The 26,257-nt window shown below is 41.8% G+C and carries 21 protein-coding genes and 1 other annotated feature; of the genes, 13 read left to right on the top strand and 8 right to left on the bottom strand.

Features of this window, described 5'->3' with window-relative positions; all coding sequences use genetic code 11:
• The first annotated feature begins 850 nt into the window (after positions 1–850).
• Positions 851–2,608 (top strand): methyl-accepting chemotaxis protein, encoded by a 1,758-nt coding sequence (locus EDD68_RS14200; RefSeq protein ID WP_132373014.1) that lies wholly within the window; start codon positions 851–853, stop codon positions 2,606–2,608.
• Between the two features lie 192 nt (positions 2,609–2,800).
• Here EDD68_RS14200 and EDD68_RS14195 read toward each other — a convergent pair whose 3' ends face one another.
• Positions 2,801–3,310 (bottom strand): NUDIX hydrolase, encoded by a 510-nt coding sequence (locus EDD68_RS14195; RefSeq protein ID WP_279388277.1) that lies wholly within the window; start codon positions 3,308–3,310, stop codon positions 2,801–2,803.
• A 329-nt stretch (positions 3,311–3,639) separates the two neighbouring features.
• Complete coding sequence (locus EDD68_RS14190) at positions 3,640–4,245, bottom strand: C40 family peptidase (RefSeq protein ID WP_132373009.1); 606 nt, start codon at positions 4,243–4,245, stop codon at positions 3,640–3,642.
• A 153-nt stretch (positions 4,246–4,398) separates the two neighbouring features.
• Between EDD68_RS14190 and EDD68_RS14185 the strand changes: the two genes are divergently transcribed.
• From EDD68_RS14185 to EDD68_RS14165, 6 genes are all read left to right on the top strand, one after another.
• Positions 4,399–4,764 carry a DUF3139 domain-containing protein gene (locus EDD68_RS14185; protein ID WP_132373007.1) on the top strand — a complete coding sequence of 122 codons (366 nt, stop codon included), beginning with the start codon at positions 4,399–4,401 and terminating at the stop codon, positions 4,762–4,764.
• A 508-nt stretch (positions 4,765–5,272) separates the two neighbouring features.
• A complete protein-coding gene (locus tag EDD68_RS14180; protein ID WP_132373005.1) occupies positions 5,273–6,502 on the top strand; it encodes an MFS transporter in 1,230 nt (409 codons plus the stop codon).
• Positions 6,503–6,516: 14 nt separating this feature from the next.
• Positions 6,517–6,879 carry an NUDIX hydrolase gene (locus EDD68_RS14175; RefSeq protein WP_243646882.1) on the top strand — a complete coding sequence of 121 codons (363 nt, stop codon included), beginning with the start codon at positions 6,517–6,519 and terminating at the stop codon, positions 6,877–6,879.
• Between the two features lie 28 nt (positions 6,880–6,907).
• On the top strand, positions 6,908–7,033 hold the full coding sequence (locus EDD68_RS15630; RefSeq protein WP_279388276.1) for a hypothetical protein: 126 nt from the start codon (positions 6,908–6,910) through the stop codon (positions 7,031–7,033).
• 27 nt (positions 7,034–7,060) lie between these two features.
• Entirely contained in the window at positions 7,061–7,840 is a 780-nt protein-coding gene (locus EDD68_RS14170) for a class I SAM-dependent methyltransferase (protein WP_132373003.1), read from the top strand.
• A gap of 84 nt (positions 7,841–7,924) precedes the next feature.
• Positions 7,925–8,335, top strand: coding sequence for a VOC family protein (locus EDD68_RS14165; RefSeq protein ID WP_132373001.1), 411 nt, complete (start codon positions 7,925–7,927; stop codon positions 8,333–8,335).
• A 114-nt stretch (positions 8,336–8,449) separates the two neighbouring features.
• On the opposite strand, the gene EDD68_RS14160 is transcribed toward EDD68_RS14165, so the two are convergent.
• Positions 8,450–8,869, bottom strand: coding sequence for an organic hydroperoxide resistance protein (locus EDD68_RS14160; RefSeq protein WP_132372999.1), 420 nt, complete (start codon positions 8,867–8,869; stop codon positions 8,450–8,452).
• 128 nt (positions 8,870–8,997) lie between these two features.
• Between EDD68_RS14160 and EDD68_RS14155 the strand changes: the two genes are divergently transcribed.
• Positions 8,998–9,474, top strand: coding sequence for a hypothetical protein (locus EDD68_RS14155; RefSeq protein ID WP_132372997.1), 477 nt, complete (start codon positions 8,998–9,000; stop codon positions 9,472–9,474).
• A 123-nt stretch (positions 9,475–9,597) separates the two neighbouring features.
• Here the strand turns inward: EDD68_RS14155 and EDD68_RS14150 are convergent, their stop codons facing one another.
• Both EDD68_RS14150 and hpaB read right to left on the bottom strand, forming a co-directional pair.
• On the bottom strand, positions 9,598–10,125 hold the full coding sequence (locus EDD68_RS14150; RefSeq protein WP_132372995.1) for a hypothetical protein: 528 nt from the start codon (positions 10,123–10,125) through the stop codon (positions 9,598–9,600).
• A 109-nt stretch (positions 10,126–10,234) separates the two neighbouring features.
• A complete protein-coding gene (hpaB, locus tag EDD68_RS14145) occupies positions 10,235–11,677 on the bottom strand; it encodes a 4-hydroxyphenylacetate 3-monooxygenase, oxygenase component (protein WP_132372993.1) in 1,443 nt (480 codons plus the stop codon).
• 211 nt (positions 11,678–11,888) lie between these two features.
• Positions 11,889–12,111, top strand: a binding site (T-box leader).
• 52 nt (positions 12,112–12,163) lie between these two features.
• Between hpaB and argS the strand changes: the two genes are divergently transcribed.
• On the top strand, positions 12,164–13,858 hold the full coding sequence (gene argS / locus EDD68_RS14140) for an arginine--tRNA ligase (protein WP_132372991.1): 1,695 nt from the start codon (positions 12,164–12,166) through the stop codon (positions 13,856–13,858).
• 96 nt (positions 13,859–13,954) lie between these two features.
• Here the strand turns inward: argS and EDD68_RS15550 are convergent, their stop codons facing one another.
• A complete protein-coding gene (locus tag EDD68_RS15550) occupies positions 13,955–19,138 on the bottom strand; it encodes a S8 family peptidase (protein WP_243646881.1) in 5,184 nt (1,727 codons plus the stop codon).
• A gap of 542 nt (positions 19,139–19,680) precedes the next feature.
• Here EDD68_RS15550 and EDD68_RS14130 point away from each other — a divergent pair.
• The 4 genes from EDD68_RS14130 to EDD68_RS14115 all read left to right on the top strand — a co-directional run bounded on the left by EDD68_RS14130 (position 19,681) and on the right by EDD68_RS14115 (position 23,732).
• Complete coding sequence (locus tag EDD68_RS14130; RefSeq protein ID WP_132372989.1) at positions 19,681–20,610, top strand: ABC transporter ATP-binding protein; 930 nt, start codon at positions 19,681–19,683, stop codon at positions 20,608–20,610.
• Positions 20,603–21,553 carry an ABC transporter permease gene (locus EDD68_RS14125; RefSeq protein ID WP_132372987.1) on the top strand — a complete coding sequence of 317 codons (951 nt, stop codon included), beginning with the start codon at positions 20,603–20,605 and terminating at the stop codon, positions 21,551–21,553. The genes EDD68_RS14130 and EDD68_RS14125 overlap by 8 nt, the downstream gene beginning before the upstream one ends.
• A gap of 74 nt (positions 21,554–21,627) precedes the next feature.
• Entirely contained in the window at positions 21,628–22,332 is a 705-nt protein-coding gene (locus EDD68_RS14120) for a response regulator transcription factor (protein WP_132372985.1), read from the top strand.
• Entirely contained in the window at positions 22,329–23,732 is a 1,404-nt protein-coding gene (locus tag EDD68_RS14115) for a sensor histidine kinase (protein ID WP_132372983.1), read from the top strand. Before EDD68_RS14120 ends, EDD68_RS14115 begins: the two co-directional genes overlap by 4 nt.
• Positions 23,733–24,058: 326 nt before the next feature.
• Here the strand turns inward: EDD68_RS14115 and EDD68_RS14110 are convergent, their stop codons facing one another.
• Both EDD68_RS14110 and EDD68_RS14105 read right to left on the bottom strand, forming a co-directional pair.
• A complete protein-coding gene (locus EDD68_RS14110; RefSeq protein ID WP_132372981.1) occupies positions 24,059–24,637 on the bottom strand; it encodes a hypothetical protein in 579 nt (192 codons plus the stop codon).
• Between the two features lie 11 nt (positions 24,638–24,648).
• Positions 24,649–25,914 (bottom strand): hypothetical protein, encoded by a 1,266-nt coding sequence (locus EDD68_RS14105; protein ID WP_132372979.1) that lies wholly within the window; start codon positions 25,912–25,914, stop codon positions 24,649–24,651.
• Positions 25,915–26,257: the final 343 nt, after the last annotated feature.

Below are 26,257 nucleotides of genomic sequence, written 5' to 3'. Positions count from 1 at the left end.
TCTTCCTTTCTATTGGTTTTGGTTTGGGTTACTATTAACAATAGAGGAAGATTCTGCATTTTTCAATTTTCAGCACACTTCATTGGGGAGAGCCTAAAATTTTCTATAATAGTAGAATTGTTTTGGTCCTTTTGACATCTATTTTATAATTTATCATATTCCGGGGGTCAGGTCATGCCTATACGAATTATTATCGCAGATGATCATAAAATTGTCCGGTCAGGTATTGAAATCATGATTAATGAATGAATTAAAACAGCTGCTGCGATGAAGAAGCTTATCCTTTTTTATGCTTCTCATCTCAGGTACAACAGGGAATTCCCAGAACAGGCTAAAGGACCATTTGCTGAAATGATCAGATCCGTGAAAACCCTCAGACGTTCTTTGTTCCGTGTCAAAAAGAGAGCAATGAAGCGCCCCTAATTCCTCCAATACAAATTTACACTTACTATCACATAAAGCATGACTATGAAAGTGCCATCCCGATTTTAAATCGTTTGCAGAATACGGGATCAAAAAACAGCTTCCATAATCTTGGGACAGGCTATAGTTGTTCGCTAGCTGAATCAATAGCCCTCTGACTACCTGGAAGTTGACCGTTCCTCTATAAAGGACATTAAAAGGATAAGGATAGCTGTTTTACTGTTATGGCCAGAAAAAGAAACAAGTGACTGTTAAAGGAGCAGAGTCATGGTAACAGCTGGATAAAAGGGTTTGATCATGTACAGGGATATTACTTAAGTATACCGATCTCACCCCAACATTCGAATCACAGATCAGCGGAAAATGACCAAAAAATGATTTAATAATCGCCGAATCATCAATTATTAAGGATGAAAGGAGTTTTTGAATGAACATGTTTCAAAAAATCAATTTCAGATCGTTAAAAACAAAATTAATTGTTATGAGTTTAGTCATTCTTGCGGTACCTTCTCTGCTGATTGGAATCACAGGCTACCATTCCAGCAAAGATGCTCTGGACACACTGGGGGGGACCAATTTAAAAAATAATGTTCGAATGGCCGTGAAATTAATTGATTCACTCAATCAAGAAGTGGAAAAGGGTACACTGACTATGGAAGAAGCCCAGGAAAGGGTCCGAACTGAATTAATCGGTCCGAAACAGGATGATGGTACAAGAACCATTGACAAAAAAGTTGATCTTGGTGAAAATGGCTATTTCTTTGTTCTCGATGAAAAGGGTGTCTTGATCGCCCATCCTTCGATTGAAGGACAGAGTATCTGGGAAGAAGAAGACGAAAACGGGAGGAAATTTGGACAGGAAATGGTCAATAAAGGAATGGAAGGTGGCGGATTCACTTATTATGACTGGCCTCTGCCAAATGATGCGGAAACCATTGCACCCAAGGTTACATACGTAGAACAGGAGACAAACTGGGGATGGATTGTTGCGGCATCCACTTATATGATGGACTTTAATAAAGAAGCCAACAGCATTCTGTATACACTATTTATTACACTCGGTGCAGCTTTGCTTATTGGTGCCGTCATAATCTGGTTCTTTAGCAGCCGGATTGCGAATCCGATTAATGCCGTTGCAAAACAAATCGGATTAGTGGCAAATGGAGATTTGACCGTGGACCATATCAACATGAATAGTAAGGATGAGGTCGGAAACCTTGCAGAAAACTTCAATAAAATGGTAGATAACCTGAAAGCACTCATTTTCAAAGTAATGGATACATCTGAACAGGTGGCCGCTTCATCGGAACAATTAAGCGCCAACGCCGACGAAACATCAAAAGCGGCTGAACAAATCGCCGGGTCCATTCAGGAAGTTTCATCTGGTGCTGAAGAACAAATGAAAAAAGTAGAAGATTCTACCGAATTTGTCACCAAAATTTCTAAAGATGTAGAAACCATCTCCAGTCAGGTTGATAAAGTAAATGAATCATCGACAAGCACATCTCAACAGGCCGATCAGGGAGAAGTCATTGTCAATCAGGCTATAGAGCAAATGAAAATCATTACATCTCAGACTGAAGAAACTGCACAGGTTATTGAAATGTTGAATAACAAGTCTGCTGAAATTGAAAAGATTGTGGCTTTAATTACGGATATTGCTGAACAGACGAACCTGCTTGCCTTAAATGCAGCTATAGAAGCAGCCCGGGCAGGAGAGCATGGAAAAGGTTTCGCCGTCGTTGCCGACGAGGTGCGCAAGCTGGCTGAACAATCCGGGCAGTCTACCAAACAAATTCATGAACTGATTCACGATATTCAGGAAAGCACAAAACAGGTCGTTGCATCAATGTCCAGCGGTGAAGAAGCGGTCAAAGAAGGAACGCAGCTCGTAAATGATGCCGGGCGATCCTTCAAAGGCATATCTAGTGCTGTCGAAGAAATTTCTTCACATATGGAAGAGGTAACCCATTCGATTGAAAAGATTAACCGGGGGACTACTTCACTCGTACAATCCATGGAAGAAGTCAATGGTATTACCCAGCAGACCGCCGGCTTTGCCCAGGAAGTGGCTACGGCAACAGAAGAACAGACCGCATCAACCGAAGAAGTCAGCGCCGCAACGAAAACACTGGCCGAAATGGCACAGGAGTTACAGGATGCAATTAGCAAATTTAAAATTTGATAAGCATTTCCTCCCCCCAAAAACCCCCGGGCCTGATAGACCCGGGGGCTCTTGTTGCTTCACCTTATAAAGGACCTGTTTCGTTCGTTTTAACCGTGTTTTGGCCTATTTCCCCTCGATGAGGGACAATTTTTCGTACTTTCCCCCTGTTTAGGTCTTCATCAACCCTATGAAGGGCATCTCACTTTCGTCTCAGTCTTGTTTTGACCCATATGAAGAACATTTTTCTAACTCTGCTTCCGGAATAGTCTTTCGCACATAATCAATCAACTTGCCATTTATATAAATAAAAAGATGTTCAAAGGTTGCAGATTCGTCAAAAAGATATCTAAAATATTTAGATATATCTGCAGTCACTCCACGATTTTCCGGAGCCATAATCCAGCTTATCGGTTTCCAGTCTAAAATCCCTTCCCGTACCTTTTTCGGGGTGGTTACTATCTGAGCAGCCGGGTAATCAGCCAGATATACATACATAGGTCCATACAGAGCTCCGTCTGATTTCCAGTTCACCATTCCCCGAAATGCAGCATCACTCAATTTCAATCCCGTTTCCTCATACACTTCACGGATCACATTTTCCAGAGGTGTTTCCCCCTCCTCGATTTTTCCTCCTACACCATTCCATAGACCCTGGTTCGGCTTCTTTTCCCGATTCAGCATCAAAATATCATCGCCCCGCCTGACAAAAACAAACGGTATACTGAACGTTGTTTCCCATTTATCCTTTCTCCTCTATACAATGTTAACCTAAAATTACCATACTGAGATGATTGGAACAAGCGCATCGTACCATCAACTATGAACAATTAGCAGAAGGAGAAAAATTAAAGACGGCGAAGTAGAAGTAAGTGGTAATCGATCAAAAATATCGTAGAGTTATAGAAATTGAGGAGTAGAATCAATCTAGAAAGAAGAGAACAAAGAAATCTTCACCAGATCATTAGTTAGTGTATAATATATAACAAATTAATCTTAGAAACGAGCTGCGATTGGGCAGCCCGTTTCTAAATTAAAATGCTCGAAGTCGATTAATAATCTGCATCAAACCTTCCTTTGTATGCCAGATCATCCGAATTCTCAATTTCTGATGGTGTAATGATTTCTGAATCTTCATCTGTCAAGCCTTGATTAAGTAAATCAAATCCAGCTCCAAACCAAAAAGCTTGCCATACAAATTTAGAGCAATAATTGTTAGCGATGTCACCCAGATCATGATTCGTTAACGTATAGTTGCTATTTTCATCATAGTTATTTGCCGCCCAGACTCCAGCATCACTTGCCCCTTTTCTTGGTTTATATATTTCTATTGTATCTCCCTGACCATGACGACTCATGAATTCATTGACTGTATCTTTAACTCCCCCATCCTCGTAAGGGTGTGAATGATAAATATAGTAATCATCTCCTACAATAGCTACATGACCAAAAAATTTAGTTGAGCTCCAGTTTTTTGGCGAAACCAGGACATCTCCAGGTTCCATTTCAACATTTGTCCCTGGGTAGTAAGGACCGGGTACATATTGAGGGCCAACGTTTCCGTTTGCTTCAGAAGTTGTAGCATAAGATGATATTGGCCCTAGAAATAACGCGAAAATGGTGATAAGCAAAAACATCATTTTCTTCTTAACGAACATAAAATTACCTCCTTGAAAATGATATTTTTTATCTGTATCTATTATTCTATGGATAGCAAAATATGTAAATGGTCAAGTGGCATCATATTTAATATTAGTAATTTTTTACCATTCAAGAAGTGATATGATATTATTGAAGGAGGGGCCAGCTTAATGAAAGGGAAAAAGTTTCTGGTGATGGCTGTTTTGTCCATAGTACTTATTTTTATCGGAATATTCACTTATCATCAAGCAAAGTTACATTCAATGGAAAAAACAGTTGAACATTACCTTTATGAAGAAAAAAACTATCAACCATCGGATATTGAACGCATCGATGGAAAAATTGGCAAGCTTCCATTGCATAGCGTTCATGTGATTTTTAATGATGAACCTTACGCTAAATATATATACAAAGTAGAAGATGGAGAAGTTAAGCAAATATCGGTTGCCCTTACTGAGGAAGGAGAAAAACATATAAGCAGAAAAGATTTTTACGATGGGAAAATACCCTTAAAGCATAAAGAACGTACTTTTTGATAGAGTGTGCCTGGATGGTTTTTCAAGCACACTTTTTTATAGAGACTCCACATGATCCATTCGCAATTGCGGGAGCCGGTCACTGGAAACTCGCTTTCTGCGGTATTCTGGCCTCACATATACCACAAAGGTGGGCTTAATGTTTTACTTTTTTTAGCGTTTGTTTGCGATAGCACCCATCAGCACGATTTTCAAACCACCATCTATTCATTCGCTCTCACGCGTCCCCATTCTTCAAACTTAATGGCACTTGCTTTATAATCTTCGGAACTTCCTCCATTTACAACGACAAATATACAAAATCGTTTCATGGTAATCTCCTCCTGTTATATCCTTAATGAAAGGGATCACGGATACAACTTTTTTAAACCACTGAAAATAAAACCTTCATCGATTATTCAAGGTTTCCCACAACCAATTTCTTGAAACCGGCATAACCATTTTCCCGTATTTTCCTGTATAATATCCTCAAGTACAATCCTATGAAACCATTTTAGGAGGATAGCTGATGATCTGGCTGCTCAGGCCTTACTTTCCCCTGTTTGCAGGAGTGGGCATATCGTCCATCGGTGATTTTATGTATTTAATTGCTATTAATATACTGGTCTATGAAATGAGCGGATCTGCTTCACTTGTAGCAATGTTATGGATTTTAGGACCACTCGCCGGTTTCATCATTAAATCGTGGTCCGGGGGAATCGTGGATCGAAGACGCAAAAAACAAACAATGATTGTAATGGATATCATCCGGGGAAGTTTGATGCTGCTATTGCCTTTCCTACCAAATATCCTTTTGATGTATCTGCTGATTTTTGCCGTCCACACCTGCAGTGCATTTTTCGGTCCTGCCTCGATGGCTTACATTGCAAAACTGGTTCCCGATGAAAAAAGGAGAACCTTTAATGGAATCTATCAGGCCGTAACTACTGGGGGCATCGTAATTGGACCAGCCATGGCCGGGATTCTATTGATCATAGTATCACCCGAGACCATTATCTATATTAATGCTGTTACGTTTTTTGTTTCAGCATTCTTTTTAATGCAGCTTCCCAATATTGAAGAACAATCATCGTCTTCCCGCACAAAAGCCCTCTGGAAAACCTGGAATGAAGACTTCCGGATCGTATGGACTACCGCCATCAGGGAGAAGGAATTTGTCCGTTTTTTTATTACCTTTCGGATTGCACTATCCATAGGGATGGCACTAGATGCTCTAGAGTGGATTTATTCTGATGAAGTCCTGGGTCTCAGTGAAACCCAGTACAGTTATCTCGTAAGTGCAGCAGGAGCAGGGTATGTCATTGGTTCCATTTTGGCTTCCAGAATATCTGAGTCTATTGAAAACCGAACATTAGTGAAAGTTGGACTCCTTTTCTCCACCCTTGGATATATGGGATTTGCTCATAGCCCTGGATACTGGGTAGCTTTGAGTTCTTTCCTCCTGCTGGGGATCGGGCAAGCTGCTGGAAATGCCGGCATGTTAACGCTGTTTCAGCGAATGATTCCCCATGACCGCATTGGACGTTTTTCCAGTCTGTGGGCCAGTATTCAAAGTCTGCTCATTATACTATTAACACTGGCGTTCGGTGTCTGGGGGGATATTGATATTTACAGTGCGGTACCGGTGCCGACCTGGGGACTATTGCTGGTATCACTTGCTGTATGGCAGTTTTCATCGTTAGTGCGTGAAAACCCGAACCGGGGAGATCAACATTCATCAGCTACGACAAACACTTAGAGGGGGATCAATCTATGGACCAAGTATTTGAAAACAAGCACACCCTTATTTATCAAGACCAGAAGGAACGTATTTTTTTACACGAAAAAAGCCACGAGTCCGTTGTTGTCTTAGGAAAAATCGACGACCATTTTATTTTAATCGAGCAGTTTCGCCAGGGGATTAAACATACCGTCATTCAGCTTCCGGGCGGGGGAGTGGAAAAGGGAGAGCAGCTGGAAGTGGCTGCCCGACGAGAATTCACGGAAGAAACAGGTTACCAGTGCGGAAAACTGACATACCTGGGGAAACTGTGGCCAGCGTCCTGGCGCACCAATGAAGTCACTCATGTTTTTTTTCACCGACGACATTACCGCTCAAGGAACCCAGAAACTTGAATCTCATGAAAACATCAACGTGATGAAAATGAGCATTGTTGAATGTTTTGAACAATTCAGACAAAATGCCATTCATGATGCCGAACTGAGTTTTGCACTGCTTCAGGTCATTCTCCAGGGATATGTCCAACTGAATGAAGATGAGGTGAGCTAAACGTTTGCCGGAAAGGAAGTGAGATCTGTGAATCAAAATCAGCTTTTTGAGTTTTTAATAGACGAATCTCAAAAGCCTTTTACAGGGTGGGACTTTTCTTATATCGAAGACACCGGCCGCCTGGATAGTGAACCGCTGGAATGGAGCTACGCCAGTTATTTGCTCCCTTATCTGAGACAGGCACAAACCATGCTGGATATGGGTACAGGAGGGGGAGAGTTTTTGACCGCTCTTCAGCCTTTGCCACAGGATACATATGCAACAGAAGGATATGCCCCAAATTTTCCGATTGCCAGAAGGAACCTGAAACCCCTGGGCGTAAACGTGCGTATGGTCGAAAATGATGAGACACTACCCTTTGATGATCACCAGTTTGATGTCATTATCAACCGTCATGAATCATACTATCCATGGGAAGTTTTCCGGATTTTGAAAGACGACGGGCAATTCATCACCCAGCAGGTGGGAGGCTCTGACATGGCGGAACTCAATGAATGGCTGGGAGCAGACAAAGATGATGGATTTAGTCACTGGAACCTGGACTATGCAGAAAAAGAACTTAAAAAAGCGGGCTTCCATATCATAAAAAAGTATGAACAGTTTCCTTACACCAGATTTTATGATGTGGGAGCCATTGTTTATTACCTGAAAGCTATTTCGTGGCAAATCCCGGATTTTTCAGTGGAAAAGTATATGGATCAGCTTTATGAACTCCATCGAACCATTATGGAAAAGGGCTATATCCAGTTTAAATCTCACCGCTTCTTCATCGCAGCTGAAAAAGCACAGGTTCATCCAAAAGAATGATTTCCTATCCTCCCCGGGTCCATATGATTTCATGGAATCTTAATCTATAATCACATTAAAAACGATAGAAAGATGGTGATCTGGATGGAACCGTGGAGCGAAAACTTGCCAGTGATACAGTTCCGTGTAGCCCGGCCGACGAATCAGCTGGAAAAAGTAATAGACTTTTATACAAAGGGACTGGGCTTAAAACCGATAGGGAGTTTTGAGGATCATGCAGGATATGACGGGATCATGCTCGGACTCCCTGGTTCGGATTACCATCTGGAGTTTACATCTCATAAAGATGGAAGCCCGTGCCCCGCTCCTACCAGAGATAACCTGCTTGTTTTTTATATTCCAGACGATAGAAAGCTTGTGGCCATTGCAGAGCGGTTAGAAACAATGGGATATCCTGAGGTTGAACCGGAGAATCCATACTGGAACGAAAAAGGGGTTACCATTGAAGATCCCGATGGCTGGCGGATCGTTCTGATGAATACAGAGGGGATATAAAAATATTGAAACATTTGATTGGGTTTTAGGTATGATCAAAAGCACCTGTCCATTACAGGTGCTTTTTAAAGTTAGCCTCAGACAGAAGTTTCAAATCAAACGGTCTTCCGTTTTTTACAATGCCCTTGGCTTTAACTGAACATCAATGTTTCCTCTCGTTGCTTTTGAATATGGACATACTTCGTGGGCAAGAGCTGCAAGTTCCTCTGCTTCTTCCTGGGAGACACCTTTTACTTCAATGTTCAATACAACCCCTATCTTAAAACCATTGTCAGCCGGATCTTTAAGGAAACTGACGTCTGCTGTAACCGTGGAATCTACCTCTTTTTTCTTTTTCTTCGCTACTAGATTAAAAGCCCCATCATAACAAGCCGCATAGGCCGCAGCAAACAATTGCTCAGGGTTTGTCCCCTTCTCGCCTGTACCATCCGTAGGCATAACCACTTTTAAGTCAATGAGACCATCGTCAGATTTCACATGACCTCTCCGGCCGCCTTTTGCGGTAGCACTGGATGTAAAAAGTACTTCACTCATCATTTTCACCTCATCCATAGTGTTTACTATATTATCTTCCACATTTTATGAAAGTTCAAACCATTTATATGCCGAACGTGAAACTTTTTCATGGTTTTCCCGTCAAAACGTTAAAGGAGGTAAGAACAATGGGACGTGAAATATGGAAAGGTATTGTTTTTTTTCTTGCAGCCATATGGCTTGCTGGATGTACAAATGCCCAGGAGAATAATCACCGTAAGAACAGTGGGTTTCCACCTGATATTCCTCAAGGTTTTGTGGTTATAAATGATACAAAACACAATATGGAAGCTGGTCATTTTAGATGGGAAATTAAAAAAGGTTTTGATACGGAAATAGTTCAAACAGATGCTGCATCCCCGGGTCAGATCGCCGAACGCTTTGATGAAATTGTCGTCCCTCCAGAGACTGAAATGGGAGTTGACATTGAAGGTGAACCACAATGGACAGTCTACCTGTGGAGTGAGAATGGGAGAGAAAAACAAATCCCCATTCATCATGATGTATTGACTGCTCCTTCTCAAGCCGGACATTACATTTATGAGGTCTTTGCAACATGGCCGGACGGAGAAGTATCTTATACGTTTGTGCTAAAAGTGGATTGAAAGTTTTTTCCTCATGAGTGCTGGGGGAACACAAAAAGCTTGTCATGAAAACTCTTTTGAAACGTTTAACCATTCATAACCCGTTATTAAAAAACCAGCCAATTCTTCTGGCTGATTTTTTCCTTACCTGTCCATTTGATTCCATTCGATAGATCCAGATTTGTTTTCGAAATCCAGTTGAACTCTGAAGTTGTGTTTCGAATAAAAGTGCTCGAGACGGTCCACATGATCCCAGTCCCTTTTCACAATATCACCCTTGATCGCCCGGATATTCTGCTTTATCGCAATATCTTTTAAATATTTCATTAACACAGAACCGTATCCTTGATCTTCCGGCCCTTTAATGTCCGCAATATGAATGTTATTGTGATCAGTATATTCAGCCTGAATGCAAAAATCCCAGGAACCGCGAAAGGGCGACTGGCAATCGTCCAGCATCACTCTGCAAATGTTGCCGTCATCTTCCTTAAATACAATAACCCAATTCGAATATTTCGTTTGATCAATTCCGATAACATCATATTTCTGCGAGATTTCCTTCATGTTCTCCCGCATTCGATAGACCTGAAACTCTAACTCCTCCAGTTCTTTCTTCCGTTCTTCGGGGTCAGTCTGTCCTACTTCAGCTTCAAGCAATTTTGAAAAAACCATCAAATACTCCTTCCCTGTCTATCGGAATACATATTTGTACAATCAATGCACACAAATTGTAATTGTACTAGAAACAGGTTCTCCTTTCAAACGTGGCGAAAATCCTTTATTATTCCTCCCTATTTAAAAATTTTTCCACCCGTTTAACATACTCATCCCGTTCATATGTGTTGTACAGGACAGAAGCAAGCCTGACAGGGTCTCCAAAGAAGAACTGCTCATAAAGTGTTTGACGAGAACCAAAGGAACTCATGCACATATCCCAGGCCAGACGAAACAATTTCACTCGTTCTCTGGCATCTCTTGTAGCCCCCTGCAAATACTGATCTAAGTTCTTTTTCATCTTAGATTCGAAATCTTTTTCTGATGGAATCAGCATAAGTCCGCTGGCACCGAGCTGCTGCAAAATTTCGCTAAAGCGTGGATATTGACGGGGAAACGTGTTGATGGCTGCCAATAGCGGATATAATGCTGGCCGCATCACACCCCATTGGTCTTTTTCCGCTTCCATTTCCGAACGGGACAAAAAAGATTTCATCATCTCCAGGGCTACGATAATTTCGGAAATTTTTTCCTGGACATGCTGGTATTCTCCGATCTGAATCGTATCGACCATCATCTGAGCTACTCCGAGAATAAATTCCGTTTTCACCGTCTGTCTGCATACAACCTGATGAAGAGCCATAGGAAGAAAGGCACTTGTTTTAAAAAAGCTGTTTGCTATCTCAACATTGTTATAAAAAAACACCCGCTCCCAGGGAACGAGAACATGATCAAACACAACAACGGTGTCCATTTCTTCAAACCGAGAACTTAAAGGATAGTCAAAGGACGAATCTTTATAAGCAAAGGATTCCCGACACATAAAGGTCAAACCCGGTGTATGACTGGGAATGGAAAAGGCAAAAGCTTGATCGGGATCCAGACACCCGGCTGCTGAAAACACAAGCAGCTCATCCGTCATGCCGCCCTGGGTCGCAAGCAACCTGGCCCCTTTAATTACAAGACCCTCCTCATTTTGTTCTACAACCCTTGCGGCAATCACTTCTTCTTCAGCCCCCAGGTAAAATTGCGAACGGTTCACCTGAGGGTTGATGAAAGTATGGGTAAAGCACAAATCCTTTTCTCTTGCCATCTCGTAAAAGGATTGCAGATGTGTTGGAAAACAATTTTTCTCTCCTTTCAACTGTTCCGCTGATGAGGCTAATGCCGTGAGAACCGTATTCATATAATCCGGGCTTCTCCCCATCATGCCGGCTGTTGTTCCTGCCCATTCCTGAATCATGTTCCGTCTTTTCATTAAATCCTCTTTTGTTTCAGGAATTAAATAGGACATTCCCACACGGTCTCCTGTTATTGGAGAGCGGAATGTCATCTTGTCCCTAAGGGATTTTTTATGCTGCATATCGTAAAGTTTTGCCTGGCTTTTCATGACCCCTTTAAAAGCGCGATGAGATGAAAGCTCTCCTTGAATGCGCTTCCCTTCAAACCATACATTAGGGTTCAACCGATTAATCCGTCTGATATACTCTTCCCCCGTAATGGCCCCCATGTTTTCCACTCCTATATTGTGAGTTTATACGCTATCAAAAATATATGCCCGAGTTTTTACAATATCCATAGCTACTATTCATCCTATTTAAAACGTGATTGCTCAGTTACTGGATTTTAGTGGAACCCCGGTGTTCCGACAGAAAGCCATCTGATTTTTCCATCTTGACATCGGTTACTGGCAGAAGTAAAATACTCAAAAACCATACATGAAAAAATCCATGATAAAGAGAGTAGTCATTTGTGGAGCTTTGCAGCGAGTCAGGGATGGTGGGAGCCTGATGCGAAGCAAATGGTGAACCGGACTTTTGAGATGTGCACCTGAACGGTTCAGTAGGGTGTGCCGGGTTTACCCGTTATCCAGTTTGAGCAGGTTCTGACAACGAACAATAAGAGTGGTACCGCGGGAAAAGTAGGCAAACTCTCGTCTCTTCTAAGGAAGAGGCGGGAGTTTTTTTATATTTTACAAATGGAGGTATCTAAACTTATGAATGATCAATCAGAATTCGCATCCAGTATTCTCCATGCTATCGACGGCAAACTGGAGCAAAACCAGATTGAAAAACTGATTGAAAAACCGAAGAATCCTGACCATGGGGATCTGGCTTTTCCCTGTTTTTCACTGGCTAAAATGGAACGAAAAGCACCACACCTCATCGCTCAGGAACTACGTTCTAACATAACATCAAGCCTATTTGAAAAAGTGGAAGCAGCAGGCGGGTATGTCAACGCATTCCTGAACAAAAACACCGTTGCCCGGCAGGTTCTTTCGGAGATTATTCAAAAAAAGAGCGCTTATGGCACACAGAATATCGGGAACCAGGGGGTTGTCACCATTGATATGTCTTCTCCTAATATCGCCAAGCCCTTTTCCATGGGACACCTGCGCTCTACAGTGATTGGCAACTCCCTGGCTCTCATCCTCGAGAAATGCGGATTCCAGCCCATTAAAATCAATTACCTTGGTGACTGGGGGACACAGTTTGGCAAGCTGATTGCGGCCTATAAAATGTGGGGGAACGAACAGCAGGTAAATGAAGATCCAATCAAGGAATTGCTTAAACTATACATCAAATTCCATGAGGAAGCCGAAACAAACGCTGAACTCGACGAAAAAGGCAGGAAGTGGTTTAAACGTCTGGAAGATGGCGATGAGGAAGCCCTAAATCTGTGGAAATGGTTCAAAGAAGCATCCCTAAATGAATTTAACCGAATCTACAAACTCCTTAATATTGAATTTGATTCCTATAACGGAGAAGCCTATTACAATGAAAAAATGGACGATACCGTGAAACTCCTTCAGAAAAAAGGGCTACTGACCGAATCCGATCAAGCTCTTGTCGTGGAATTATCAGATGCAGACCTGCCCCCATGCCTGATTAAAAAATCCGATGGGGCAACCCTTTATGCGACAAGAGATCTTACGGCTGCTATTGATCGCAAACAGCGTTATGATTTTGTTCAATCCCTTTATGTGGTCGGGCATGAACAAAGTCTTCATTTTCAGCAAGTGATCGGGGTGCTCAAAAAGATGGGCTTTTCCTGGGCCACCTCCATGACTCATGTTCCCTTTGGCATGGTACTGAAAGATGGCAAGAAAATGTCCACTCGAAAAGGCAAAGTCGTCTTACTCGAGGATGTACTGAAGGAATCCATTGAGATGGCCTATCAAAATATTTCAGTAAAAAATCCCGATCTGCCGGATAAGGAAACGGTTGCTAAACAGGTTGGAGTGGGCGCCATCATTTTTCATGACTTGAAAAACGATCGCATGAATGACATGGACTTTTCACTGAAAGATATGCTTCGTTTTGAAGGAGAGACCGGCCCTTATGTTCAATATACGAACGCAAGAGCCCGTTCGGTTCTTCGAAAAGGGCGTTATACACCAGACGAAACCTTTGCAGAATCCTTTGCGTGCACGAACAAAGAATGGGAGATCATCACCCTGTTAAAGGAATTCCCGGACGTCATCAGGCGCGCCCAGGAACAGCTGGACCCTTCCCAGATTGCCAGATACGCTATATCCCTGGCCCGTTCGTTTAATAAATATTATGGCCATGTAAAAATTTTGAAACAAGATGATTGCATCAAGCAGCGTCTAACCATGGTACATGCTGTAACCATTGTCCTTCAGGAAAGCCTGCGTCTGCTGGGGATTGATGCTCCTGAGGAAATGTAATAGTCATACTCTTCTTCGTTCATCTGTACTACAAAAAAGACCGCCTCACTGCCGAATCATCGGCTTCCTGAGGCGGTCCCTTTGCATCAACATTACTTATTTATTTTTCCCTTTCTCTTTGCCCTTGTTTTTGCCTTTTCCTTTTCCCTTTCCATTGCCATTGTCATTTCCTGAATCATCTTCTGAAATATACAGCTTTCCTTCTGCCATCTGACGGGTTTCGTTCCCATAATCATCAACGGCTTTTACTTCAATGACAGCACCTTCTGCTTGCAGATCCCCTGGCACTGTCCAATAACCCACGTAATGACCTTCTGAAGTTTCCATCATGGGCAGTTCAATCGCATTAGAAAGTTCTTGCCTTAAGTTCGTTAACGGCATATAAATGGAATACGTAGCTTCAAGACCTGGTTCGCTGTCAAATTCTATCATAACGGTATCTCCAACTTCAAGATGTTGATCCTCTTCTGGCATCAGGTTTTCAATCACAGGTGGAGTGAAATCAACATCGACTGTAATGGTTTTGGTTGTCTCATTTCCGGCAAGATCTGTAGCAGATACTTCGATAACATTTTGTCCTTCATCGAGCAGAATACGTTCCGCAAAAGTTCCATCTTCTAAAATCTCTGTTTCCTGCCCATTTACCAGTACAGCGTCCAGATTTTTATCGGACACCCTTCCCTCAACAGTAACCGTTTCACGGTTGATTTTGTCGCCATCTTCTAGATTTTCCAGAATGAGATCCGGTGCAATTGTATCCAGAATAACCGTTATAGGCTCTGAGGATTTGGCTTCTTCTCCATCTATCAGTGTGACGGCCGTAAATTCGTTCATTCCTTCATTGAGATCCGTATCAAAGGCAAATTCGCCGGTTTCATCTATTTCAGTCGAACCTACTTCTTCACCATTGTTCAAGAGACGAAGTTCCGTTGCCGGTGACGCAGTGCCTTCCACTGTAATGGTTTCTTCGTTTGTTACAAGACCATCTTCAGGTGATGTGATAATAGGAGATTCTACCTCATAGGCTACACGTGCCCGGATCATATAGTTTCCTTCATCAGCAGGCGTTTGGGCCCAGGACCCTCCAACTCGTTCATAGCTACGGCCTGCATAAGTTCCATCTTCATCGGTTGCCAGCCCGGGAACATTTGGATAGTCTGCAGTCTGGACATAAACCATGAAGAAATCACCATTTACTTGAATGTTGTGTTCACGCAGATCAACGACCGTCCATTGATTTAAGTCCCGAATGGCTTCAGCCTCAATTGGACCCGCTAATTTTTCATCAGGCATGCCATCTTCTCCAGCCGACCAGACTTCAACCGCAAACGGGGTATCTCCTGGATCTGGCCATTCTGTGTCATAGAATTGGAACACACCTTCTGTAACAATAGCCGATTCTTTTCCTTCCGGCAGTGACATTTTAACTGCCCATGCGTTCCCGGCATCATAGTAAGCACGTGCATTTTCAGCCGTACCATCGTCATAGCCAATTTCACCACCAGGAATGGTGTAGAACGGTTCAAGCTCAATGTCCAGAGTCAAATCTCCATCCAGGGTAATGTTCATATCCTGTGAATGATAATCTCGAGCCATTACCCGCAGAGTGTAGTCGCCGTGATAGCCTGTAAGCGCAAATGACCCTTCTGAATCTGTGGCAACCGGTTCAACATTGGCATCTTCCACTAAAAGAACTGTAGCACCTTCAATTGGTTCCCCAGTCTTTGCATTTGTTACAGTTCCGCTAATTGTGGACTGCGGCAATTCCTCAAGAGTAAAGTTGACTTCAGACACAGCGTCTTCCTCTACCGTTACAGTCTGTTCCTGTGAAGCAAAGCCATACGTTTCAGCCTTCACCGTGAAGTCACCCGCTGTATGAATAAGTGAATACGTTCCATCTGCCGGATTGGTAGAGACGGAGCGTCCGGTTTCCAGCACAGTGACCTGAGCACTTAATGGCAGACCGTTTATTGTGATAGGATCATCTGTTGGTTTAGCCTTGTCTGCATCTTCCTTCATGTTCTGCTCAGCCGGTTCGGTTTTTTCAACTTTTTTATCTTTTGTGGCTGTATTCACTTGTGTTTTAACGTCTGGAGCTGATGGTTCACCATCTGGTTGATCCGTTAACTCAACATCATCAATATACCAGCCTTCTCTTGTGATGCTGCCGTCCGAGTAGGCATAAAAGCCAATCATGATCCGCTGTCCGCTATATTCGGACAGGTCTAAAATCACATCTTCCCAGCCATCTGATTCACCCTGGAACATCAACAGCTGATCCCAGTTTTCCTGATCCGTGGATACAACCACATATCCGTAGTCCCAGGCTCTGCCGGTTGAGGAGGATTGTTCAAAGTCATGCCAGCTCTTGAACTGTAAGTATGCGTCACCTTCAGGAACATTAACAGCAGGCATCAGGAGATAGGCATCCATACGATTGACATACTCGCCATCCAGGTTGGTTGCATATACATTTTCCCCGGAAACTGCCTCATCAGGACCTGAAGCCGGTGCTCCCCATTCCCAGACGTTGTTTTCTCCAAAAGATTGCCAGCCTGTAGGAGTGGATTCAAAATCTTCAAAGTAACCTATCGTGACTCCTTCTTCTACAGTAAGGACATACTCTTCACTCTCGACTTCATTTCCGGCATAATCGTGAATCAGCCATTTATACGTGAACGAATCCCCGGTTATTTGATCCCCCGGAACCGTTACATTGAATTCACCCGTTTCTCCACCGCCATCAACAAGTTCTGCAGCTAACTCCTGCCATTCATCATGTTCATCTTTATAATGGAGCGTTACAGAGCCGACTCGTACATCATCAGAAACTTGAACTTGTAAGTGCAAGTTCATTCCCTCATATGTTACGCCGGGTGGGGTATGTTCAAATGTTGGCGGAACGGTATCGTTGTCATACATAGATGTTTCGGATAAGGATACATCATCTAAATACCATCCTTCTCGTGTCACGCTGCCATCCGAATAAACTTTAAATCCGATGTACACACGTTCACCTTGATAATCGGATAAATCAACTTCGACACTTTCCCATCCATCAGATGTTCCTTCAAAGGTCTGTAACTCTGTCCACTCTTCCAGATCCTGTGAAATCTGAACCTGGCCATAGTCAAATGCTGTTCCGCTTGAACCTAATTCAAAGTTATACCAGTTTTTAAACTGCAGATATGATTCCTCTTCTGCAGGCAATTCTATAGGAGGCATCACTAATGTTGCATCAGAGGTGTTCTCATAATCGCCGTCCAGGTTGGTGGCATACACCTTTTCCCCGGATACCGCTTCACCCGGTCCAGATGAAGGCACACCCCATTCCCAGGTTGAATTTTGACCGAATGAATACCACCCGATCGGTGTCGTTTCAAAATCTTCCGAGTAACCATTCGTGATACCGGGCAATACATCGACGCTATAGTCATCGCTGACGACTTCATTATTTCCAAAATCGTGAATCGTCCAGTTATAAATGAGGTTGCCAGTTTCAAGTTCTTCCCCCGGAATGGAAGCCGTATACTCACCAGATAAATAATCTCCGGAGGTTCTTGTCGCCTCAACCGTATTCCAGCTTCCATCAGCCTTTTGATAGTTTAGTTCAACAGAAGTGACACTAATATTATCACTGGCCTCCACCGTTAATTCTAAATCCACACCAGCATAGGTTTCAGATACCGGTTCGTGGTAAAATGTCGGTGCTTCTTCATCTTCTCCTTCTTTCAGCACATGTCCCTGAATGGTACCTAATCCATCAGCAACGGTTGAAACTGCTGAAAAGGCATCCACTAAACCGTGTCCATAAGCATTATTCGGTGCATCTGGATATTCACTGTCTGTTTTTGGAGTTGCCGTATTGATTAAAATATCTTCCATTTCATCAACAGTCAGGCTGGAATCTGCTGATCGAAGCAATGCAACTACTCCGGCAACTGCCGGGGTTGCCATGGACGTTCCGTTGTAATTGTCATAACTATTTTCTGGCACAGAAGAACGGATATTTACACCGGGTGCTGAAATATCTGGTTTAATTTCATCGTATGGTGATGGACCACGCAAAGAGAAACTCGCAATTTCATCGTTGCTGTCTGTTGCTCCAACTGCAAAAGATTCCGGATAATTCGCCGGGGCAACTACAGAACCTGGACCTCCCGGATTAAGTAAAGATGTATTTCCTGCTGCAAAAACAGGGAAAATGCCTGCAGCCCGCCAGGCGATGACCGTATCCCGGTACCATTCATCTAGTCCTGGTCCTCCACCCCAGGAGTTGTTGACAACATCAGGAGCCATCGATACATCCCCGCCCGGGGCCATAATCCACTCAGCTGCTGCTAACAGGTCTGCATCATATGCCCCTTCAGGAGTGAACGCCTGTACCGAAATCCATTTTGCTCCCGGTGCTACTCCTACCTGATTGGATCCATCCGGTTCACTGCCCACCATTGTTCCGGTCACATGTGTTCCATGTCCATCAATATCATGGGGGACGGTCTCACCATAAACGGGATCATAAAAACTATACGTATGATCCACTTCACCTGTTGCTGGATTATAACCCCTGTATTTTTCCATTAATGCAGGGTGATCCCATTGAACACCTGTATCAATACTGGCAACAACTGCCCCAGTTCCGTCAATGCCCATCCCCCATACATCGGGAGCATGAATCCGATCAACATTCCATTCCACACTTGCAGGTGTGACCGGTGCATCTTCACTCGTCTCAACCGTTTCAATTAATTGGCGCTTTTCATTAGGCAAAATTTTTTCTACTTCTGGAAATGATGCTATTTTTTCCGCAACTTCTTTCGTTGCTGTGACAGCTATCCCGTTAACAATATAGTATTCTCGTATATTTTCAGCATTTCCCTTCGCTGCTTCCTGTTCCAGGTACTCTTTCACATTGGCTTGCGATTCATGTGCAACGGTTTTCAGTTCAGCAATCACCGCTGAACGCTGGGCAATTTCCTGCTGAAATACTGATAGATTGGTTTTTTGCGCCTTTGATCTGGCTTTTTGTGCCGCTTTCATGGTGTCAGCTTTTTCTTTAAATTTGATGAGAAATGTTACTTTTTCATCTGAGGTGTACTGTTTCATCAGTCGATTGCTCAACTTCTCCTCTGCCGATACATTTGAGTTCTTCATGGACACAGAAGCATGCTGCTTTGATTGTGCCCCAGCAAAACCAGGCACGAGCATCGAATAAATCATTACTAGAGTAGTTACGAAACTAAGAGCCCGGATCTGCTTTTTCCTCACGTTTTTTTTCAAGTTATTTTCCCTCCTTCTAAAAAATTATTTAAAAGCAGTATGACTGCTTTTTAAACCACTTTTCTGGAAAGCTCAAAGTCATGACCGGTCTCGAAAAAAACATCTCTCATCTATCAGACTATTTATCTATTAAAAGCAAAAATGGACATCCTGAATTTTCCATAGTATAGGAAAGGTAATTTTAATTGTCAATAAATTCTGTAAATTTTGGATAATTCATCCCATCTATTCCACAAATTACTACATTTTTATTGGGGTTATAGGAACTTGATCATAAGCATATTTGTCCAAATCGGATTCCAATATGGTAAAGGGAGACATGCCATTTCATAGCTGTATAAAAATTAAATTTATTTTCATAGCTTTCCATAATAGATTTTGCCTCGTGATCCAAGTATTCAGGAAGGGGCAATTCTGTATTAATACTTTTTTAATCTTTTCGTAAGCGTGATTTAAGCATTTTCCTCCATAATTGAATGCGAAAGCCTGGTTGAATACCACCCGTGATTAAGGATCAAAATGATGAAGAAGGAGGTTTCCAGATGGAACGAAATCCGATTGTACAAATGAAAAATGTCACAAAAAAAATTGGCCCTAAAACAATCATAGATGATCTGACCCTCGACATTTACCGGGGAGAGGTGTTTGGGTTTCTAGGTCCAAACGGCGCCGGAAAGACCACTACCATTCGCCTGATGGCCGGGCTGATCGAACTGACAGACGGCGATATTCTGATTAACGGTCACAGCATTCAAAAAAACTTTGAAAAGGCCATCGCCCATGTTGGGGGCATTATTGAAAATCCGGAAATGTATAAGTTTATGTCCGGATATGACAACCTGGTTCACTACGCCCGGATGTTTCCGGAGAAAATCAGCCAAGAACGGATTGATGAAGTGGTTCGTCTGGTAGGAATGGAGAAGCGGATTCATGAAAAGGTAAAATCCTATTCCCTCGGGATGCGCCAGCGGCTGGGATTGGCTCAGGCTTTGCTACATTCCCCATCTTTATTGATTTTGGATGAACCAACCAATGGTCTTGATCCTGCTGGAATTCGGGAAGTCCGAAATTATTTACGGAACATTGCCCATGAACAAAATATTGCGGTATTTGTTTCCAGCCACCTGTTATCAGAAATCCAGCTCATGTGTGATCGGGTCGGCATTATCCAGAATGGAAAACTAATTAGTGTTGAGTCCGTAAGCAATCTCGTTGAAAATCGGGAGTATGTTGCTGTTCGCATCGAGACAGAACCCGTCCAAAAAACTTACGAACTCCTTAAACAATCCTATCCAGACAAGAAGGTAACCATCACAGATCAGGCCATTCAAATGGAAGCAAAGCGCGAAGATCTACCGGATATAAACAAACTGCTGGTCACCAACGGAATAGCTGTCTATGAAATCATGTCCAACAAGGGGACCCTGGAGGAAAAATTCCTGGAAATGACGGGAGGGAATATCGATGTTTAACATGTTGAACTTAATTCGAAATGAGCATATGAAGCTTTTTAAACAGTTCAGTACCTGGGTTATGGTTGGACTGCTCGTCCTCGTTTTGCTTATTGTAGGTATTGCGACAAAATACTTAGCTGACTCCCAGACCAGTGAGAACTGGAAAATGCAACTTCAAGCTGAAAACCAACAGCTGACTGAACAAAAGGAACAGGTACCGGATATCGGGAAAAGCCATGATGTGTTAGAGGAACGAATCGCGATTAACCAGTATCGTATCGACCATGACATTCCACCGATAGAAAATAAAACCTTGTGGGGTTTCATGAATTCAGCCACAAATCTCACGTCCCTTGTCACCCTGTTTACCATCGTGATAGCAGCGGGAATTGTAGCTGGTGAATTTTCATGGGGAACCATCAAACTACTGTTAATACGTCCGGTCAGCCGATCGAAGATTTTATTGTCAAAGTTCATGACAACTCTTTTATTTGCGCTCTACAATTTGTTCATTTTGTTTATTTCCTCATTTATCTTCGGTGCCATATTTTTTGGCTTTGAAGGGAAAGAGCTTCCATACCTGGCTTTTGTAGACGGAGAAGTGGTCGAACGAAATATGATCACCCACATCTTGACCCTGTATGGGCTGAATAGTGTGGATTTAATCATGATGGTGACCTTTGCCTTTATGATTTCAACGGTATTCCGTAACCGTTCATTGGCAGTGGGATTGTCCATTTTCCTCATGTTTACGGGTCAGCAGGTTGTCATGCTGTTGAGTGAATATGAGTGGGTTAAATATATTTTATTCGCCAATACGAACCTGTCTCAATATATGAACGGCCAGCCTCTTGTTGAAGGCATGACCATGACGTTCTCCATCACCGTGTTGCTCGTCTACTTCATCCTATTTGTCACGATGTCCTGGACCATTTTTCAGCGAAGGGATGTTGCTAATTAATGTCAGCTGTGGTATGACAGAAGGGAGCCGTTCTGCGGTTCCCTTTCATACTGCCAGTAAGAGGATGATGATTCTTGAAAGAACATACCATTTTAATTGTAGAAGATGAAAAAGAAATTGGAGAACTTGTAAAGGACTACCTGGAAAGGGCAGGATACCAGGTTGTTCTCGCCTTTGATGGAAAGGAAGGTCTCCATCTGTTTTACGAAAAAAAGCCCACCCTTGTGGTTCTGGATATCATGCTTCCAGAAATTGATGGAATTGAAGTTTGCCGCATGATTCGCACAGCGTCCAGCATTCCCATCATCATGATGACGGCAAAAAAGAGTGAAACCGATAAAATCATCGGACTTGGAATTGGAGCGGATGACTACGTGACCAAACCCTTCAGCCCAGGGGAACTGGTTGCGAGAATTAAAGCACAGCTTCGCCGGTATATACATTTTTCAGCCCCGGCTGAAAACCAGAATCAAACCCTGAAGTTCGGCCAGCTTGAGATTGATTTAAAAGGATATAATGTGTATGTCCATGGAAAACCCATTCATTTATCCGCCAAAGAATTTCAGCTTCTTCATTTTTTAGCGACCCATCCGGGCCAGGTATTCTCCAAAGAACAGCTGTTCAATCAAATCTGGGGGTTTGACAGCTATGGGGATTTAAACACCGTGACAGTATACATTCGAAAAATCCGGGAAAAAATTGAGCCAGACCCCTCGAATCCAACCTTCATTAAGACGGTATGGGGAATTGGCTACAAGTTTGAAGGGAGTTCATCATGAACATTGGATTAAAAACTCGGCTCATCCTCGCCTTTATATCCATCATCATTCTTCCGGTTCTTGTAACTATCGGGCTTTTGTATGTTTACCTGTCCAATATAGATGAACGTTTTCAGGGGCAGGAAGATAAAATGGACCAGCTTTTTCAGGACATTTCCGATGAAGTGAAAGAAAATGAACAGATGATGGATCAAACGGACCTCTTTTTCCAGGAAATTCAGCCAGTATTAGAAAAATACGATATTCATCTTGCCATCCAATCCCCTGACAATGAGGTTTTGTTTGACTCCAGGGATTTTCAGCCGGATGAGTCCAGTGGATTTTTTAGTCAAATGGATTCCTTGCGGGTTGATGTAGAGCTTTCTTCAGGACAGCGAGTCCATGTAGAAATCATGGCTAACTCCTTTCAGGCGGAACCTTTTCATACCCTTTACCAGGTGTTAAAGGATATTTTTATTAGCCTGTCCATTGGATTGCTCACCCTTATTGTCTTAATCGTTGGCTGGACCTGGTATATTTCCAGGACGATTCTGTACCCTCTTAAACAAATCTATACGGCTACAGAAGAAATGAAAGAAGGAAATCTTAGTTATCCCATTCAGTACAACAAAAAGGACGAGATCGGACATTTTGTTCACGGCTTTAATTTAATGAGAAAACATCTAAAGCAATCCATTGAAAAACAAAAACAATACGAAAAATCACGCAAGGAATTGATCGCAAGCATATCCCACGACTTGAGAACACCACTGTCCTCCATCAAAGGTTATGTGGAAGGCCTGATGGATGGGGTCGCCAGAACGGAGGAAATGCAAAAAAAGTATTTACGGGTGATTAAAGATAAAACGGACCAGCTCGATCACTTGATAGAAGATTTGTTTGAATTCTCAAAGCTGGAACTCAACCAGCTGCCAGTGGAGCGGGTTTATGTGAACAGTCAGGAGTTTTTCAATGAAGTCCTCCGGGGGATTGAAATGGATGTGGAACAAAAAGGAGTCCAGTTAAACGTAGAAGATCCTGTTCCCTCTGTCTGCATTCACATTGATCCTCAGCGGATTCAGCAGGTGCTTCTGAACCTGATGTACAATTCCGTTCGTTATGGTGCCAGCACCATTTCCATTCATATTTCAGAAAATCGGGTAAAGGGCCATCTTCAAGTTCAATTAACCGATGACGGGAATGGCATTTCGAAAGAGGATCTTCCCTATATTTTCAACCGATTTTACCGGGGGGAAAAGTCCCGTTCCCGGGAGCATGGCGGAAGCGGACTGGGCCTTGCCATCGTGAAATCCATTATTCAGACCCATGACGGGGAAATCCGGGCAGAAAGTGAAGAAGGGCAGGGAAGCCGTTTTACGTTTACGTTGCCTTTATGCCTGAGCCGGGACAATGATACTTAGGTAGTGAAACTCATTTTTAGCCTGATTTTTGTCTATTTTCAATAGCTTCCACAAAGTAGAATGCTTTTTTTAAATGCGTTGCCCATTCATCGCATACATTTATGGATGAAGTGCCTCTTGATTTCTGAAAAATCTCCTGACATCCCTGAACGAAGCCCTTCATCATGGTCTCGGGTTGATTTGCGAAGGGATTGTTAGGTATCCGATCAGACAATAGGTAGGGTCTACTTTCTCATGCTTGTTTGCTCGCAAATCTGAGAATACCCTACCTTTTTCTTTTTCCAGTAATAATCATTTATACGTTTTTTTACATTTCATCCGTCCGTTTATTCATTGGTATAATGATGAGCTTCTAATATGGTATTTAATTGAACAACCGTTTTCTTCATCTTCTCTTCATTAAATTTGTCAGGAAAATCCTTTAGGTTATACACTTTTCTAATCTCAATCTCCATTTGTTCTAGTATTTGTTTTTTTCTATTAAGTGACTCAAGAACTTCTGTTGAAAAGTCTTCCTTTTTAGAGTTATGGTATATAGCTCTGAAATCTTGATGGAATGATAAAAGGAAAACCGATAATTGTTCTTTAGGTAATCGAATATTGGTCACTTCCTCAAAATGATCAACAAACGCATCATACCTGCCTGATATTTCTAGTGAGGATTCTCCAAAGTAAAATGCAAGGCCTGGGTCTCTTAATTCATGGGGTTCTTCTTGTAAAGATTCGATATAATCATTTGTTTGAATTAAAAATATGAGTATGGAATGGAACTCTTGATTCAAATCTTCTTGAACCATATTTTTATAATGATTGAGGTTAATGTTTATATTTATGATATATATAACCATAGAAACAAAGATTCCCCCAAAAACAAGAAATCGTTTGGGGAATTTTATATTTTTCAATTATGATCCTCCTAATTAGTTTGATGGGAATTGTAATAAAGCCATGCACTTAGATATTCTGTTCCTAAAGACTCAGAATTATAACTATCATAAAATTCGGCACGCCACCATGATTGAGCAGATTTTTCCCCTTCATTTCCCTGGGTAATTATATAAATGTTACTATAATATTTTTCGGATGAATCATATAAATAAGTTCCTGTAAATGTCATTTCTGTTTGGTATGGTTTGTCTGTTCCTGGTACTTCATATACGTTATGGAATCCATTTTTTGGTATCGTAACATAGTCTTTGAAACTGTATCCATATGAAATAGGTCCATAACTAACACCAATAGAAAGATTGCTTAAGGAATTAGAAGACCAATTACCGGAGTATTCCAGCTTAGAGATCATATCCCTTGTTCCAGTCTGTCCATCATATAATGTCCATTGATTAGAAACAGGAATATCTCTTCCAATCCAAATATTAGACCATCCATACTCTTTTTGGGTTTCACCCCCAGGAATAACATATTGCTCTAAGGTTAGCGAAGAAAATATATACCCTTGATCACTAATGGAATCAGAGGTGTGGGCGTGAGCTGTAACTTTAGCCGAATGAGTGGTGTCTCCCCAAGCAGTCCAATACTTAACTGTTTTTTGGGCTGTATCCCAGTCTTCAGCTACGGATATGTTCATATTACTATCATTTACAACAGTTGGCCCTACTACTTTATGTGCCCATGTATCTGTTAACGATTTTTCTAATGATAAATAATCGATATCTTCCAACTGATCTTTAATATGTCCTTGTAACGGTTGTTCAAACATAATTAGGTCTCTTGTTTTTTTATCAAACAGATAAAGAGTTAGGGTAGTTTTACCTGTTAATTTTTTATTAATAAGTACTTTTTTTTCTGGTGTATTGTATCTGATTGACCCATGAACCAATTGAATTTCTGTGTCTTCCTCAGAGTTGAAAACAAGATCTCCATCTATACTTCTGCTTTTCTTTAACTCTGTACTAATGTTAAATGGTTTATTGACACCATTATAACTAATGATTCCATCGATATTAATTGTTTTACTTTCAATCTCAAAATTTGCAATATCCATTTTTGCATTAACTTCCTCAACTTGTTTAAAAGATTTCCAATCTTTTTCTGGGACACCTAAATACGCTTTACCATTCATCGTAATATTATTGTTTGATGCTGCCAACGTTTTGGTATTCCCAATAATCACCATACCCAATGTTACTAAAAGACATAGTGCGCTAATAATGAACTTTTTCACTTATTTCCCTCCATTTATTTCTATATTTTATAAGCTAAAAAATACATTGAATGTTAAAATGTATTTTTTAGCTTTCTAGACAAATCTATTAACAAATGTACCTAATTTTGTTAATTAGAGGTACTTTACTATATATTACACAGATAACCTAAATCCTTCCTAAATCAATCGTATCATACTCCACAATTGGTAATATATAGGTAATTTGATCCAATCACAAAAAACCCGGAAATGTAAAGTATAGTTAATTATGGTTCTCCGCAACAAAATGTGCTTGATTCTTCCTCTATCGTATGATTGCTTTCAAATGCTAGGCTGGTTGCTGACATTCCATGCGAATACG

The organism is Melghiribacillus thermohalophilus (assembly GCF_004342905.1).
Classification (GTDB): domain Bacteria; phylum Bacillota; class Bacilli; order Bacillales; family Alkalibacillaceae; genus Melghiribacillus; species Melghiribacillus thermohalophilus.
Note: the sequence above shows the minus strand (reverse complement) of the source record. Positions and strands in the feature narration are given on the sequence as shown.